Here is a 13,871-nt window from a genome sequence, read left to right on the forward strand (position 1 = left end):
TGGGGGGTTTTCGCCCGGCGGTTACACCGCCTTGCCCACACGCTTTCCTACTACGAGAATGAGTGCCGTTTTCATGGTGGCGGACAATAGAATTGGTTTTGCGCCGCTGTCAACGGCGAATATGAAAGACGCCAGACGGTTCGGGCCAGGCAGCCCGGTTGCACCCATCGCCTCGAACCACCGTTCCGCATGATCGCCGGCAGGATCAGTGTCCGCGATCATCCAGATAAGCCATTGAAACCGCGCCAAACTATTTGACGACGTGACGCGGCACGCCGTTTGCCGCGATACTCCGGTCGACCGGCCTGGGAGGGGCCAGCAAGCCGCGATGACGACCAGCACTTCACGGGAGGAAGTTTGATGCTCGACAAGGCCCCAGCCAAGAAACTATCCGACGTGCTCGACCAATTCAGCGCAGCGCTCGCCGCCGGCGACATCGACCGCTCGGTCGGGTGCTTTCAGGAAGACTGCTACTGGCGCGACCTGGTGACCTTCACCTGGAACATCAAGACCATGGAAGGTCGCGACCAGGTCCGCGATATGCTGATGAGCCAGTTGGCGACGATAAAGCCATCGAACTGGGCGCTTGCGAAAGGCGAAGACGCCACGGAGAGCGATGGGCTGCTCGAAGGCTGGATCAGTTTCGAAACGGAGGTTGCGCGCGGCTTCGGCCATATCAGGCTGAGGAACGGCAAGATCTGGACGCTGCTCACCACCATGGTCGAGCTGAAGGACCACGAGGAACCCGCCGGCTTCGCCCGGCCGATGGGTGCCAAGCACGGTCACGGCAAAAACCGGCCAACCTGGAAGGAGGAGCGCGAGAAGGAAGCCGCCGAACTCGGCTTTGTCAATCAGCCCAACACGCTGATCATCGGCGGCGGCCAGGGCGGCATCGCGCTCGGTGCCCGGCTGAGGCAGCTCGGCGTGCCGACCATTATCGTCGAGAAGAACGAGCGTGCCGGCGATTCATGGCGCAAGCGTTACAAGTCGCTCTGCCTGCACGATCCGGTCTGGTATGACCATCTGCCCTATATCGACTTTCCTCGGAACTGGCCGGTCTTCTCGCCCAAGGACAAGATCGGCGACTGGCTGGAAATGTACACCAAGGTCATGGAGCTGAACTATTGGTCCTCCACGCAGGCCAAGAGCGCCACCTATGACGATCAGAAGAAGGAATGGACGGTCGTCGTCCGTCGCAACGGCAAGGACATCACGCTGAAGCCGAAGCAGCTGGTGCTGGCCACCGGCATGTCGGGCCGGCCCAACATCCCGCAGTTCAAAGGCATGGAGAATTTCAAGGGCGATCAGCACCATTCCTCGAAACATCCCGGTCCAGACAGCTACGCTGGCAAGAAAGTCGTCGTCATCGGGTCGAACAATTCCGCGCATGATATCTGCGCCGCACTCTGGGAAGCCGGCGTCGACGTCACCATGGTGCAGCGATCGACCACGCACATCGTCAGATCCGACACGCTGATGGATATCGGGCTCGGAGCCCTCTATTCGGAGCAGGCCGTGCAAAACGGCATGACCACGGCCAAGGCCGATCTCATCTTCGCCTCGCTGCCCTACAAGATCCTGCACGAATTCCAGATCCCGCTCTACGAGAAGATGAAGGAGCGTGATGCCGCCTTCTACGAGGGCCTGGAAAGAGCTGGCTTCATGCTCGACTGGGGCGACGACGGTTCGGGCCTGTTCATGAAATATCTCAGGCGCGGTTCCGGCTACTATATCGATATCGGCGCCTCCCAGCTGATCATCGACGGCGCCATCAAGCTGAAGAGCGGCGTCGACGTGACCGAGATCAAGGAACATTCGGTCCTGCTCAGCGACGGCACCGAGCTGCCGGCCGATGTCGTCGTCTATGCCACCGGCTACGGTTCGATGAACGGCTGGGCGGCAGAGCTGATCTCGAAAGAGGTCGCCGACAAAGTCGGGAAATGCTGGGGGCTCGGCTCGAACACCACCAAGGATCCCGGTCCCTGGGAGGGCGAGCAGCGCAACATGTGGAAGCCGACGCAACAGGAAGCGCTCTGGTTCCACGGCGGCAATCTGCACCAGTCACGCCACTATTCGCAGTTCCTGTCGCTGCAGTTGAAAGCGCGGCACGAGGGCATCGCGACGCCGGTCTACGGGCTGCAGCAGGTCCATCACACAGGATAGACGATCGAGGCTGTCGCCGGGACTCGCCGCCGGTCGGTTCAATTTTCGCGACCGGCTTAATCGTCCCTACACCATCCGACCTCATCCCCCCTTAACCGCGTCGGCGTAAGGTCGATCGCCTTGGGGAAAATGGAAAAGGGAAATGGGGAACAGCCTGTCCATGTTCGTCGACCGCGACGTCTCCGTTGGAGAGCCGACATTGCAGGAGCGCCGCAAGGCGGAGCAGAGCGACAAGCGCGTTCTGGGCAATGTCGTCCAGTGCGACGGCGCGCGCGCCACCATCAGCGCCCATGCCGCCGACATCCTAGGCACGGTCACCGGCCATTGGAGCGTCGGCAAGATGATCTCCATCAACCTTGGCAACACGCGAACCGTCGGGCTGGTCTACGCGGTCGGCAAGTCGGATCGCGCCTGGCACGATGAGGGCCAGAACCCGATCGAGGTCAGTATCGAGCTCATCGGCGAGGTGCGCGACGGCGCCGAGCCCGGCGCCAAACCGGTTTTCGACCGCGGTATCACCACCTATCCACATATCGGCGCCATTGCCCACCGCATCCGCAGCCGCGACCTGCAGGCGGTCTATGACCTGGCCGGGCGTCACTCGATCACCATCGGCACGCTGTCACAGGATGAGGAGATCGACGCCAACATCGCTATCGACGACACGCTGGCGCGCCATTTCGCCATTGTCGGCACCACCGGCGTCGGCAAATCCACCGCCGTCTCGCTGCTTTTGCGCAAGTCGATCGCCGCTCGACCCGACCTGCGCGTTCTCATCCTCGATCCGCACAACGAGTTCGCCGCGTCCTTGCCAGAGCACTGCGTCAGGGTCGATTCGGCGACGCTGGACCTGCCCTTCTGGATGTTCAAGCTCGAGGAGTTTGCCGAAGTGCTGTTTCGCGGTCGAGAGATCGTGCCGGAAGAGGTGGACGCCTTGCGCGATCTTATTCCCGCGGCCAAAAACCTTTATCGCAACCCGAATTCGGGCACGTATCTCAGGCGCGGCAGCGATGCGCTGACCGCGGACACGCCGGTGCCCTATCGCATTGTCGATCTCATCAAGCAGATCGACGAGCGCATGGGACTGCTGGAAAGCAAGAACGACCGCCCCACCCTCAAATCGCTGAAGACGCGCATCGAATCGGCAGCCTCCGATCCGCGCTACCGCTTCATGTTCAACTCGCGGCTGATCGAGGACACCATCCACGAGACGATCGGCAACATCTTCCGCGTGCCGCATCACGGCCGCCCGGTGACCTGCTTCGAGATGGCAGGCATGCCTTCGGAAGTGGTCAATTCCGTCTGCTCGGTGCTGGCGCGTCTGGCCTTCGACCTGGCGCTGTGGAGCGAAGGCCGGCTGCGGCTGCTTTTGCTGTGCGAGGAAGCGCACCGCTACATGCCGGCCGATCCGCGCCTTGGTTTCGCGCCGACCCGGCACGCGCTGTCGCGCATCGCCAAGGAAGGCCGCAAATATGGTTGTTATCTCGGCATCGTCACACAGCGCCCGGGCGAACTCGACCCCACCATCCTGTCGCAGTGCTCGACCTTTTTTGCGATGCGGCTCGCCAACGAGCAGGACCAGGCGATCATCCGCTCGGCGATCGCCGATTCCTCGGCCTCGACACTGGCGTTCCTGTCTTCGATGGGCCAGCGCGAAGCCATCGCCTTTGGTGAAGGCGTGGCGACGACCATGCGAATGAAATTCGAAAAACTGTCCGATGGCCTGATCCCGGGCACAGCCAAGCGCGAGGAAGCCTTGCCGTCCGAGCTTGGCCATGATGTCGATCTGGTGGCGATCGTCGAAAGGCTTCGCAACGTTCCAAAACCGCAGCAGGCGATGGTCTTCGCCGAAGTCGTGGATTCGAGCCGGCAGGCCGGCGATCCCGACTATCGCAAGCCGCCCGCCCCGACTGTCGCACGCGCCCAGCCGGACGACGATTTCGACATGCGTTATGGCCTGAAACCCGCAACCTTCGGCCTGCGCTCGCAGAACGATTGAGCCGGGCGGCTTTAGCCTGTGAGGCTAAGGCGCTTCCAAAGTTAAAACTATGTCACCCTAGGAAACCAGGGCAAATCCCGGAAGGGAATTCATCAGGCCGGATCGAATGACGTGGCTTTCGAGAACCCGGCGCGGAGTGGACATTTGAGTCCATGAGCACCGGAAGTCGAGAAAGCTGCGTCAGTCGGCCGGCCTCATGAATTCTTCTCCGGGATTTCAGGCGCAGACGCGGTTGCGGCCTTGCCTCTTGGCTTCGTAGAGCTGGCGGTCGGCGCGGCGATAGAACTCTTCGGCGGTTTCCTTGCGGTCCCAGATGGCAAGGCCGACGCTGGTGGTGATCTTCAGCCGGACATTGCCCGATAGTATCGACATGTTGGCGATCGCCTTGCGGATGCGCTCGGCGAACCTGGACAGCAGTTCGGCATCCATGTTGGGCGTGACCACCGCGAACTCCTCACCACCCAGGCGCGCCACCACGTCGTGATAGCGTGTCATGTCCTTGAGACAACTGGCGACCGCCCGCAACACCTGGTCACCGACATCATGGCCGTGGGTGTCGTTGACCTGCTTGAAATGGTCGAGATCAAGGATCATCAGCCCGACCGGCTTGTCGATGCGACGGAATTCCTCGAGATATTCCTTCAGTGCATCGTCGAAATAACGCCGGTTCTGCATGCCGGTCAGGCCGTCGGTCAGCGCCGCATGCTCCAGCGTTTCCGAACGGGCGCTGAGCGAAACCGTCATGGCGCGCAGCTTGCCTTCTTCCGTCGCCTGCTTGCGGATCAGCGGGTAGATGAAGAAAATCCCGAAGAACAGGGCAGTCGCCAAAAGGACGCCGGTCCCAAACAACAGCTTGTTGAGATAAGTGGTCTTCTCAATCGCGGCAGGCGTAGTGATCTCCGCCGCGAGCGCCTGCAGAAGCCCATAGGCGTGAAGCGTCACCAGGCCGGCGGCCAGGATTACGAAGATGAAGACGAAAAAGGCTGATTCCGCCTTGTGAAAACGCATCTGCTCCCCGTTGCAAAACCCTAAAGACGTTATGGCATCGACGGCCTTACGGAGGGTTAATTAGGACAACTTCAACGGGAGGTCTTCCCTTAAAGTCAACTTTTCAGGTTGCACTCGAAAAGGTATCCAAGATCGTGGATTCCACACGATCACCAGGGCGCAATCTCAGCCATTCCGGACCCAACTGATGCCTGAACCAGGTCGCCTGGCGCTTGGCATACTGTCGCGTCGCGATCTTCGCGCGCTCGATCGCTTCGGGAAAACTCAGCTCGCCGGCCATTGCGGCCTGGAGTTCGCGAACGCCGATGGCTTTCATCGCAGGCAAGTCGGGATCGAGGCCAAGATCGGTGATCTGCGTGACCTCGTCGAGGGCGCCCTTCTCCAGCATGCGGTCGAACCGCGCCTCGATCCGCTCCACCAGCTCCGCTCGGTCCGGCTCGATCACAAGGAAGCGCGTGCTGGCTCTGTCGATCAGTGGACGGCCGCGCGCCGCCTGCCATTCCAGGATGGAACGGCCCGATGCGTCGAGCACCTCCAGCGCCCGCACGATGCGCTGGCCGTCGGTCGGCTTCAGCATCATGCCGGCTGCAGAATCCCTGCGCAGCAGGATACGGTGCAGCTTGGCTGCGCCCTGCTCCTGGAGTTCGTAGCGCCAGCGATCACGGATCGACTGCGGAATGTCGGGCATTTCCGAAATGCCCTCCGCAAGCGCCCGGAAATAAAGCCCGGTGCCGCCGACGAAAATCACCGGCCGTTCGAAGAACGTGCCGACCGGACGTTCGACGAACGCGCCGTCGTCGATGAGATTCATCACGTCGCGCAGCCAGGCGCCAGTGGAATAGACGGTGGAGGGATGGACATGTCCGTAGAGGAAATGCGGGACGCGAGCGAGTTCGGCAGCAGTCGGCCGCGCCGTCAGCACGTCGAGCACCGAATAGACCTGCATCGAATCGGTGTTGACGATGACGCCGCCGTTGCGCTCGGCGAGGGCGAGCGCAAGGGCGGACTTGCCGCTGGCGGTCGGCCCGGCTATCAGGATCGCGTTCTTAACGCGGCCCTCGCCCGCCTGCCCGCCGGAATTTTTTATGCCGCTGATCGCCACGCTTGTATCCCATCCCGCCGGTCGCGCATTGTCGCCGGCGCTTGCGAATATGGCGTCGCGGTCGGTCGGCGCAAGCACTGTTCGCTGGCTGGCCGAAGGCACCGCTTGTGAAATCGCCCTGCCCGAGACGGCCGAAGCCGCTGAAACGACCGCCAGCCTGCGCGCCGTGCTTGCACCCGAACCGGTTGACGTGATCGTTCAGCGGCCCGAGGGCAGGCGAAAGAAAATCCTTATCGCCGATATGGATTCGACTGTCATCGACCAGGAGTGCATCGACGAACTCGCCGACGAGATCGGCGTCAAGGATTACGTCGCCGCCATCACGGCGCGATCGATGAATGGCGAGATCGCTTTCGAGCCGGCCTTGCGCGAGCGGGTGGCGCTGCTGAAAGGCCTCGACACTGCCGTGGTCGACCGCATTATCGCCAATCGCCTGACGCTGGCTTCCGGTGGCCGCGCGCTTGTCCAGACCATGCGGGCCAACGGCGCTTGGACTGCACTCGTGTCGGGTGGCTTCAACGTCTTCACCTCACGCATCGGCGGCATGCTCGGCTTTCAGGAGAATCGCGCCAACCGCCTGATCGAGCAGGATGGCCGCTTCACCGGGCTGGTCGCCGAGCCGATCCTGGGGCGCGCCGCCAAGGCCGATGCGCTGCTCGAGATTTCGGCGCGCCTCGGGCTGACGACCGCCGACGCCATTGCTGTCGGCGATGGCGCCAACGACCTCGACATGATCCGCCTTGCCGGCACCGGTGTCGCGCTTCATGCCAAGCATGTCGTGGCGGCGGAGGCAAAATTCCGCATCGACCATGGCGACCTGACCGCGCTTCTCTATCTGCAGGGCTACCGGCGGGAGGAGTTTGTGGAGTGACGCCAATCCGCACCGAGCGCCTGATCCTGCGCAACTGGGAGGATCGCGACCGCGACCTCTTCTACCGCATCAACTCCGACGAGCGCGTCATGGAGTTCTTTCCGTTTCGCCGCGACCGCGCGCAGGCCGACGCCAAGATGGACGAGTTCCGCGCCTGGATTGCCGAGGATGGCTACGGTTTCGCTGCCGCCGAGATAATTGAAACGCGCCAATGCATCGGCTTCGTCGGCCTCCTCGACACCGATCATTTGCCGTTCCTGCCGGCCGGCACCGTCGAGATCGGCTGGCGGCTGGCGCCCGAATTCTGGGGCCATGGCTATGTCACCGAGGCAGCCGAAGCCTGGCTCGCCTATGGCTTCGAAACGCTTGGCCTCAAGGAAATCGTTTCTTTCGCCGTCAGGGATAACAGCCGGTCCACTGCCGTCATGGAACGCCTGGGCATGACCGCCGACCCGACCAGCGATTTCGACCACCCCGGCATTCCGGACAGCCACGCCAGGCTCAAGCGGCATGTGTTCTACAGGCTGACAGCCAAGGATTGGCAGAAAAATCGGCGCTGATCAGTGCCGACCCTGATCAGCGCTTGTCAAACGGAAGCTCGTCGCCGGGCTGCGGCGCTTTTGCGCCGACCCGATCGAGCACTTTCGCGAAATCGTCGCCCGATGCATCACCAGCCCGTCGGCGCAGGAAATCAGCCGCTGTCTCCATGGCTCCAACCGTTTGCGACACGGCCGACGCGATCCACTGGTTCAGCGACACACCATCAGCACGCGCCTCCGGGACTCAGTCCATCCGGATCGTCACAAACCGCAATTCGCCGCTCTTCGACGCCAGCATCAGCAGCGCATTCTTGCGTCCCTGCTCCTTCAACGCAGCAATCCGGTCCATGACATCCTTGGGCGTGGCGACCGATTCCTGCGCGATCTCGGTGATCACCTCGCCGGCCTGGATGCCGCGTTCGGCAGCGGCTGAATCCTTGGCGACTTCAGTGATGACGACGCCGGAGACTTCGGCGGCAATACCGAATTTCGTCCGCGTCTCGTCGTTGAGGTCGCCAACGGTCATGCCGAGCACGGACGCCGTCGAAACGGCAGGCGCCTCGTCGCCGGTGTCCTTGTCGGTATTGCCGTTCTCGCCGCTGGCAAGCTTTTCGCCATCTTCGAGCCGGCCAAGCGTCACCTTCACGGTCTGCTCGACGCCCTTGCGCACGATGACCACGTCGACAGCCTTGCCGACCGTGCTCTCCGCGACGACGCGTGGCAGGTCGCGCATTTCATTGACGTCCCTGCCGTCGAACTTGATGATGACGTCGCCCGCCAGGATGGTGCCGTTGTCGACAGGCCCGCCCTTGATGACGCCGGCGACCAGCGCGCCCTTGGCGGTCGCCATGCCGAGGCTCTCGGCAATGTCGTCCGTCACCGGCTGGATGCGCACACCGAGCCAGCCGCGCCGCGTCTCGCCGAACTGACGGAGCTGGTCGACGACTCCCAACGCCAGCTGCGAGGGGATGGAAAAGCCGATGCCGATCGAGCCGCCGGACGGCGATATGATCGCCGTGTTGATGCCGATCACCTCGCCGGCGCTGTTGAACAGCGGCCCGCCGGAATTGCCGCGGTTGATCGCGGCATCGGTCTGGATGAAATCGTCATAGGGGCCGGAATTGATGTCGCGGTTGCGGGCCGAGACGATGCCGACCGTCACGGTGCCGCCGAGGCCGAACGGATTGCCGATCGCCATCACCCAGTCACCGACGCGCATCTTGCTGGAATCGCCGAATTTCACCGCCGTCAGCTTGTGCCCTTTCGGATCGACCTTCAGCACCGCCACGTCGGTCTTGGTGTCGGTGCCGACCAGCGTCGCCTTCAGCGTCACGCCGTCGGAGAAATTCACCTCGATGTCGTCGGCATCGGCGATTACGTGGTTATTCGTCACCACGATGCCCTGCTCGGCGTCGACCACGAAGCCTGAGCCCAGCGACTGCACCTTTTGCGAGGGGTTGCCCTGTTCGCCGGGACGGTTCTTGAAGAAATCGTCGAAGAAGTCCTGGAAGGGCGAGCCCTCTGGAAGCTGCGGCATCGGCACCGCGCCGGGGCCTTCCGTGCCCTTGACCCTCTGCGAGGTCGATATATTGACCACGGCGCCGAGCAGGCCCTGCGCCAGATCGGCGACCGAAGCCGGGCCGTCGTCGGCGGCCGCGGGCGCCACCAGCGACGGGACGGTAGCGACGCCGATAAGAAGTGCTGCAGCACCCGCGGTGAATGTCCGCCTCGCCGCGCGCAAAAAGCTGTTGGATGTCATCGAGAAGTCTCCCGGTGTCTCTGAGAAGAAAAGCGCTCGCCGAAAACGCTGCGTCGAGCCATGTTGGCAAGAAATACGGCACGTTTGCGGCTATGGCTATCGGCGGAGGATAAATCCTCCGTTATCCCGAAATCATCGTCATCCACCCCGCACCAGCCAGACCAGGCCGACACCAACGGCGATTGCAATCAGCCCGGCGACCCGCAGCGTATTTTCCGGCATCGACAGAACTTCGCCGGCAAGTTTCTTGGCGAGGCCGGGAAAGCCGCCATAGACCAGGCCCTCGACACTACAGCGCCGTGCGTCCTTTGGACGCGCAAAGGACGCTGTACCACTTTGATTTGGCGCATGATCCTTTCCGAAAATCGATTCCGATTTTCGGGTCATGCGCGAGAACCAGGCCTATTGCCGCCAGAAAGTCCTGCACCGGCCGTTACTGACCGGTGCCTGGCTGGGCTGTCGGTGCAGCGGGTGCACGGGGCACAGCTGCTGGCCCAGGCGCTGCCGGTGCAGCCGGCGCTGCCGGCGTGTCCGCGCCGGCGGGATTGCGGAAGAAACGGAAGAAGTCCGAATTCGGCGACAGCACCATCGTCGTCCCGGTACTGTTCAGCGCCGTGCCGTAGGCATTCATCGACCGGTAAAAGTCGAAGAAGGCTGGATCGCGCTGGTAGGCGTTCGCGAAGGTGGCGCTGCGTTGAGCTTCACCTTCACCGCGCAGGATTTCAGACTCTCTCCGTGCCTCGGCGACGATCTCCACCACTTCGCGGTCGGCGCGCGCCCTGATGCGCTGCGCCGCCTCGTTGCCGCGCGCCCGCAGCCGCTCGGCTTCGGCCAGACGCTCAGCCTTCATGCGGTCATATGTCTGTTGCGAGACTTCCGCCGTCAAATCGGTCCGGCGAATGCGGACATCCTCGATCTGCAGGCCGAGCGACGTGGCGTCGGGCCTCAGCTGATCGCGCACTTCGCGCATCATCACGGCTCGCTCTTCCGAGAGCGCCGCCTCGAAGTCGCGCAGACCGTAGACACGGCGCAAGGCGGCGTCGAGACGCGTCCTCAAGCGTGCCTCGGCCAGCTCGATCTGGCCGGACACCGCGGAGCGAAACACGCGCGGATCCGAGATCCGATAGGCGATGAAGGCGTCGACCTCATAAAACTTGCCGCCCGAAACCTGGACGCGGATGTTGTCGAGGTCGAAGCGCAGCACCCTGTTTTCGATCAACTGCACGCTGTCGGCATCGAAGAAGGCGAACGGCGCCTTGAAATAGATGCCCGGCTGGCTCTTGACGTCGACGATCTCGCCGAACCTGAGCACCAGTGCCTGCTGGCGCGCATTGACAACGAAGACCGACGAATAGAGCAGGAACAGGACGACCGCGGCGATGACGGCGATGATGGGAAGACGGTTGGCCATCACTGGTTTCCTCCCAGCACCGGCGCCGGCGCCGGCGCCTTCTGCTGCAATGCCGGCAGCGGCAGATAGGGAACGACCCCTGGTCCGCTGCCTTGCTCGATAATGACCTTGCTGGAATCCTTCAGAACCCTCTCCATCGTTTCCAGATAAAGCCGCTGGCGCGTCACATCCGGCGCCTTGGCGTATTCGTCATAGACCGAGATGAAGCGCTGCGCCTCGCCTTCGGCCTCCTGCACGACCCGGTTCTTGTAGCCGGCCGCCTCCTCGCGGATCTGTGCGGCCTCGCCGCGCGCCTGGCCGAGCTTCTGGTTGGAGTACTGGTTGGCCTGCTCGACGAACTTGTCCTCGTCCTGTTCGGCGCGCTGCACCTCGTCAAAGGCGTCGGCCACTTCGCGCGGCGGTGCGGCATCCTCGATCGAAATCGCGTTGACGTTCAGGCCGGCCTTGTAGCCGTCCAGCGTCGTCTGGATGATTTCGCGCACGGACGCTGCAATGCCCTCGCGATCGTCGCGGAAGATGTCCTGCGCCGGCCGCCGGCCGACCGCTTCGCGCATGGCGCTTTCGGCGACCTGGCGCAGCATGCCGTCGGGATCGGACACGTCGAACAGATAGGCCCTCGGATCGGAGACCTGATAGGCCACCGAGAACTGGACGTTGACGATGTTCTGGTCGCCCGAAAGCATCAGCCCTGAACCGTTGCCGGAGGCCGTGCCGCCGCCGATGTTGACGAGTTGTTCGGCAATGACGGCCGTCTCGACCGTCTCGATGGGCCACCAATGGAAATGCAGGCCAGGCTGGGAGAACTCTGCCTTTGGCACGCCGAATCTGAGTTCGACCGCAACCTCGTCGGGCTGCACGGTATAGACCGCCTTGAACGCCCACAGCGCTAAAAGCGCCGCCGCGATCAATCCGAACACGGCTGGGCTGGCGCCAGCGCCACCCGGCAAAGCACGCCGCAACCTGTCCTGGCCGCGCCGGATGATATCTTCGAGATCGGGAGGCGAGCCCTGCGGACCACTAGGCCCCTTTGGTCCCTGCCCCCAGGGTCCTGGATTGTTGCCGCCGCCCCATGGGCCGCCGCCTCCGCCGCTTTTGTCATTCCAGGGCATAAATGTCCTTTCGCTCCCTCACGCGCCGGCCTGACGACGCAAAATCCGGTGTTGTTCTTCTATAGGGATGCGACGGCGCGCTTTCAACGCGATCGGTCGTCGTCACCGTCCGTTTTGGACCGTCGCGACCCTTTACCGTCTTTCAATGCACGTCGCGGCGTCGCTCGTAAACCGAATAGCGTGTCGCATGACTATCCTTTTCACCGGCCGGAACGTCCTGCGACCGGCCGATGCGCCACAAATCCGGGTCGATCGGCGGGAAATGCGCGTCGCCGTCGACCGCGGCAAGGACATGGGTGACATGCAGGCGGTCGGCCAGCGGCAGCGCCTGGGCATAGATCTCGCCGCCGCCGATGACGCAGATTTCGTCGGCGCCGGCCATGCAGCGCCCGCGCACCTTCGCCAGGCGGATCGCCTCGTCGAGCGAATGCACGACTTCGACGCCCTCGGCGCGCCAGGCCTTGTCGCGGGTCACCACGATATTGAGCCTGCCCGGCAGAGGCCAGCCGATGCCTTCATAGGTCTTGCGACCCATGATGACAGGTTTGCCCATCGTGTCGGCCTTGAACCGCTTGAGATCGCTGGAAAGCCGCCACGGCAAACCGCCATCGCGCCCGATCACACCGTTTTCGGCGATGGCGACATAGATCGCGACGTCCATCAGCCGCCGCTCCCGCCCGAAGGTGCCAGCAGCAATATGTCGATGTCGTGCTCAGGGTAGAAATTCTCTGCCGTCATCTCGAAACGCGTCGGCCCGACTTTCCTGACGTTTTCGCCACAGAACGAGACCAGGTTCTTCGGATCGCCCTTGTCGACGGTCAGCCTGAACTTGCCGATCGAGCCAGTAGCCCAGTTGCCGCCAGTGGTCAGGACATAGGCGATGCGGTTTTCGAAATATCTCGGCGTGCCGTCGGGAGTGCCCTTCGCCGCCTTGCGAATTGCATTCTCGAACGTGCCGTCCATGCAGTAACGGGTCTTGTAGGCGGCGTATTGGCCCTGGAACTGGCCGTCATAGAAGAAGCTGACCAAGGAGGTGCCGCCGACGCTGGGCTTGTAGCGATGGGCGACGCGGACTGCCTTGTTGGCTGGAAAGGTCGAGCGCCACCAATAAGTCGAGCGCAATTGCCAGAACGGCACATAGACGGTTTTCATGCCAGACCCGTCGTCGGCGGTGTCCTCGATGATGAGGCCGCGGTCGACCCAGTCGTCGGCAACCGCTTGCGGCAGCTTCGCCAATGCCGCCCTGGCCGCATCGCCGAACGGGTAGAACGGCACGTTCTGCGACTCGAGATCGGCACTGATGTCGATGCCGAGCGCAAATGCCTTCTGCTCGAGCTGCGGCTTTGCCGCCACGCCGTCTATGGTCACCTCGAAGCCGAGGAAATTATCGCTCTGGCCGTCGGGAATTGCCGGCATCTCGTTCGGATCGCCTTCGATGTCAGGCATCGGAAAGGCGACGATCGCATCGACATCCTTGTCGGTGTTGTTGCGGAAGACATAGTCGACCGTCACCTTTTCGGGCGAGATGTAGAGGTCCTCGCTTTCCATGGCGACCGCGTCGCTGCGCGACAGGATCAGGCCGCCCGTCCCCAATTCGGCGATCGAATCATTGGCGAACACGGGCGTGGCCGAAAGCGCCAGCGCGGCGGTCAGGACATAACGGAACATGGAAGCTCCCTGGGCGAGATGCCGCTATGACTCTATCGCATCGGCCCGAAAATCGGAATCGATTTTCGGTAAGCACGATGCGAGGATTCAAGGTGCTAGAGCGTACTTTGCGCGTCCAAGTGGACGCGCGTCGCTCTAGACGTTTCAATGTGGAGTTTCAAAGCCCTTCCGCGCTTGCCCACATGCCATGCCGACCTGCCGAGCCAGTCTGGACAGCGACGTTCCGATCGGGCAGGAGATCG

Annotated in this window: 14 protein-coding genes; 4 read left to right on the forward strand and 10 right to left on the reverse strand. The window is 62.8% G+C overall.

Annotated elements, in window-relative coordinates:
- Positions 1 to 21: 21 nt before the first annotated feature.
- Complete coding sequence (locus AC0L2M_RS05230; protein WP_091594240.1) at positions 22 to 222, reverse strand: hypothetical protein; 201 nt, start codon at positions 220 to 222, stop codon at positions 22 to 24.
- Between the two features lie 138 nt (positions 223 to 360).
- Between AC0L2M_RS05230 and AC0L2M_RS05235 the strand changes: the two genes are divergently transcribed.
- Both AC0L2M_RS05235 and AC0L2M_RS05240 read left to right on the forward strand, forming a co-directional pair.
- Complete coding sequence (locus AC0L2M_RS05235) at positions 361 to 2,163, forward strand: NAD(P)-binding domain-containing protein (protein WP_473534252.1); 1,803 nt, start codon at positions 361 to 363, stop codon at positions 2,161 to 2,163.
- Positions 2,164 to 2,323: 160 nt separating this feature from the next.
- Positions 2,324 to 4,162: an ATP-binding protein gene (locus AC0L2M_RS05240; protein WP_473534279.1), complete on the forward strand. Its 1,839-nt coding sequence runs from the start codon at positions 2,324 to 2,326 to the stop codon at positions 4,160 to 4,162.
- A gap of 216 nt (positions 4,163 to 4,378) precedes the next feature.
- On the opposite strand, the gene AC0L2M_RS05245 is transcribed toward AC0L2M_RS05240, so the two are convergent.
- Together AC0L2M_RS05245 and miaA are read right to left on the reverse strand one after the other, a co-directional pair.
- Entirely contained in the window at positions 4,379 to 5,170 is a 792-nt protein-coding gene (locus tag AC0L2M_RS05245) for a GGDEF domain-containing protein (protein WP_023798799.1), read from the reverse strand.
- Between the two features lie 103 nt (positions 5,171 to 5,273).
- A complete protein-coding gene (gene miaA, locus AC0L2M_RS05250; protein ID WP_023798798.1) occupies positions 5,274 to 6,266 on the reverse strand; it encodes a tRNA (adenosine(37)-N6)-dimethylallyltransferase MiaA in 993 nt (330 codons plus the stop codon).
- Here miaA and serB point away from each other — a divergent pair.
- Complete coding sequence (gene serB, locus AC0L2M_RS05255; RefSeq protein WP_473534253.1) at positions 6,256 to 7,143, forward strand: phosphoserine phosphatase SerB; 888 nt, start codon at positions 6,256 to 6,258, stop codon at positions 7,141 to 7,143. The two genes, miaA and serB, sit on opposite strands and share 11 nt — an antisense overlap.
- Positions 7,140 to 7,703 carry a GNAT family N-acetyltransferase gene (locus AC0L2M_RS05260; RefSeq protein WP_287176587.1) on the forward strand — a complete coding sequence of 188 codons (564 nt, stop codon included), beginning with the start codon at positions 7,140 to 7,142 and terminating at the stop codon, positions 7,701 to 7,703. Before serB ends, AC0L2M_RS05260 begins: the two co-directional genes overlap by 4 nt.
- 16 nt (positions 7,704 to 7,719) lie before the next feature.
- On the opposite strand, the gene AC0L2M_RS05265 is transcribed toward AC0L2M_RS05260, so the two are convergent.
- The 7 genes from AC0L2M_RS05265 to AC0L2M_RS05295 all read right to left on the reverse strand — a co-directional run bounded on the left by AC0L2M_RS05265 (position 7,720) and on the right by AC0L2M_RS05295 (position 13,629).
- Entirely contained in the window at positions 7,720 to 7,851 is a 132-nt protein-coding gene (locus tag AC0L2M_RS05265; protein WP_280807523.1) for a hypothetical protein, read from the reverse strand.
- 75 nt (positions 7,852 to 7,926) lie between these two features.
- On the reverse strand, positions 7,927 to 9,441 hold the full coding sequence (locus AC0L2M_RS05270; RefSeq protein ID WP_023798795.1) for a DegQ family serine endoprotease: 1,515 nt from the start codon (positions 9,439 to 9,441) through the stop codon (positions 7,927 to 7,929).
- 138 nt (positions 9,442 to 9,579) lie between these two features.
- Positions 9,580 to 9,720, reverse strand: a complete 141-nt coding sequence (locus AC0L2M_RS05275) for a DUF2065 domain-containing protein (RefSeq protein WP_236473681.1) — start codon at positions 9,718 to 9,720, stop codon at positions 9,580 to 9,582.
- Positions 9,721 to 9,874: 154 nt separating this feature from the next.
- Positions 9,875 to 10,852: a protease modulator HflC gene (hflC, locus tag AC0L2M_RS05280; RefSeq protein ID WP_023798793.1), complete on the reverse strand. Its 978-nt coding sequence runs from the start codon at positions 10,850 to 10,852 to the stop codon at positions 9,875 to 9,877.
- Complete coding sequence (gene hflK / locus AC0L2M_RS05285) at positions 10,852 to 11,961, reverse strand: FtsH protease activity modulator HflK (RefSeq protein ID WP_091594230.1); 1,110 nt, start codon at positions 11,959 to 11,961, stop codon at positions 10,852 to 10,854. The genes hflC and hflK overlap by 1 nt, the downstream gene beginning before the upstream one ends.
- A 142-nt stretch (positions 11,962 to 12,103) precedes the next feature.
- Complete coding sequence (locus tag AC0L2M_RS05290; RefSeq protein WP_473534254.1) at positions 12,104 to 12,622, reverse strand: dihydrofolate reductase; 519 nt, start codon at positions 12,620 to 12,622, stop codon at positions 12,104 to 12,106.
- Positions 12,622 to 13,629: a DUF4424 domain-containing protein gene (locus AC0L2M_RS05295; RefSeq protein ID WP_473534255.1), complete on the reverse strand. Its 1,008-nt coding sequence runs from the start codon at positions 13,627 to 13,629 to the stop codon at positions 12,622 to 12,624. Before AC0L2M_RS05295 ends, AC0L2M_RS05290 begins: the two co-directional genes overlap by 1 nt.
- Positions 13,630 to 13,871: the final 242 nt, after the last annotated feature.

It is taken from the genome of Mesorhizobium sp. WSM4806 (genome assembly GCF_055811635.1).

Bases quoted from the DNA above. Each gene is read 5' to 3' on its own strand.
- AC0L2M_RS05230 (WP_091594240.1), bottom strand. From the start codon at position 222: ATGATCGCGGACACTGATCCTGCCGGCGATCATGCGGAACGGTGGTTC.
- AC0L2M_RS05235 (WP_473534252.1), top strand. From the start codon at position 361: ATGCTCGACAAGGCCCCAGCCAAGAAACTATCCGACGTGCTCGACCAA.
- AC0L2M_RS05240 (WP_473534279.1), top strand. From the start codon at position 2,324: ATGTTCGTCGACCGCGACGTCTCCGTTGGAGAGCCGACATTGCAGGAG.
- AC0L2M_RS05245 (WP_023798799.1), bottom strand. From the start codon at position 5,170: ATGCGTTTTCACAAGGCGGAATCAGCCTTTTTCGTCTTCATCTTCGTA.
- serB (WP_473534253.1), top strand. From the start codon at position 6,256: ATGCCGCTGATCGCCACGCTTGTATCCCATCCCGCCGGTCGCGCATTG.
- AC0L2M_RS05265 (WP_280807523.1), bottom strand. From the start codon at position 7,851: ATGGAGACAGCGGCTGATTTCCTGCGCCGACGGGCTGGTGATGCATCG.
- AC0L2M_RS05270 (WP_023798795.1), bottom strand. From the start codon at position 9,441: ATGACATCCAACAGCTTTTTGCGCGCGGCGAGGCGGACATTCACCGCG.
- hflC (WP_023798793.1), bottom strand. From the start codon at position 10,852: ATGGCCAACCGTCTTCCCATCATCGCCGTCATCGCCGCGGTCGTCCTG.
- hflK (WP_091594230.1), bottom strand. From the start codon at position 11,961: ATGCCCTGGAATGACAAAAGCGGCGGAGGCGGCGGCCCATGGGGCGGC.
- AC0L2M_RS05290 (WP_473534254.1), bottom strand. From the start codon at position 12,622: ATGGACGTCGCGATCTATGTCGCCATCGCCGAAAACGGTGTGATCGGG.
- AC0L2M_RS05295 (WP_473534255.1), bottom strand. From the start codon at position 13,629: ATGTTCCGTTATGTCCTGACCGCCGCGCTGGCGCTTTCGGCCACGCCC.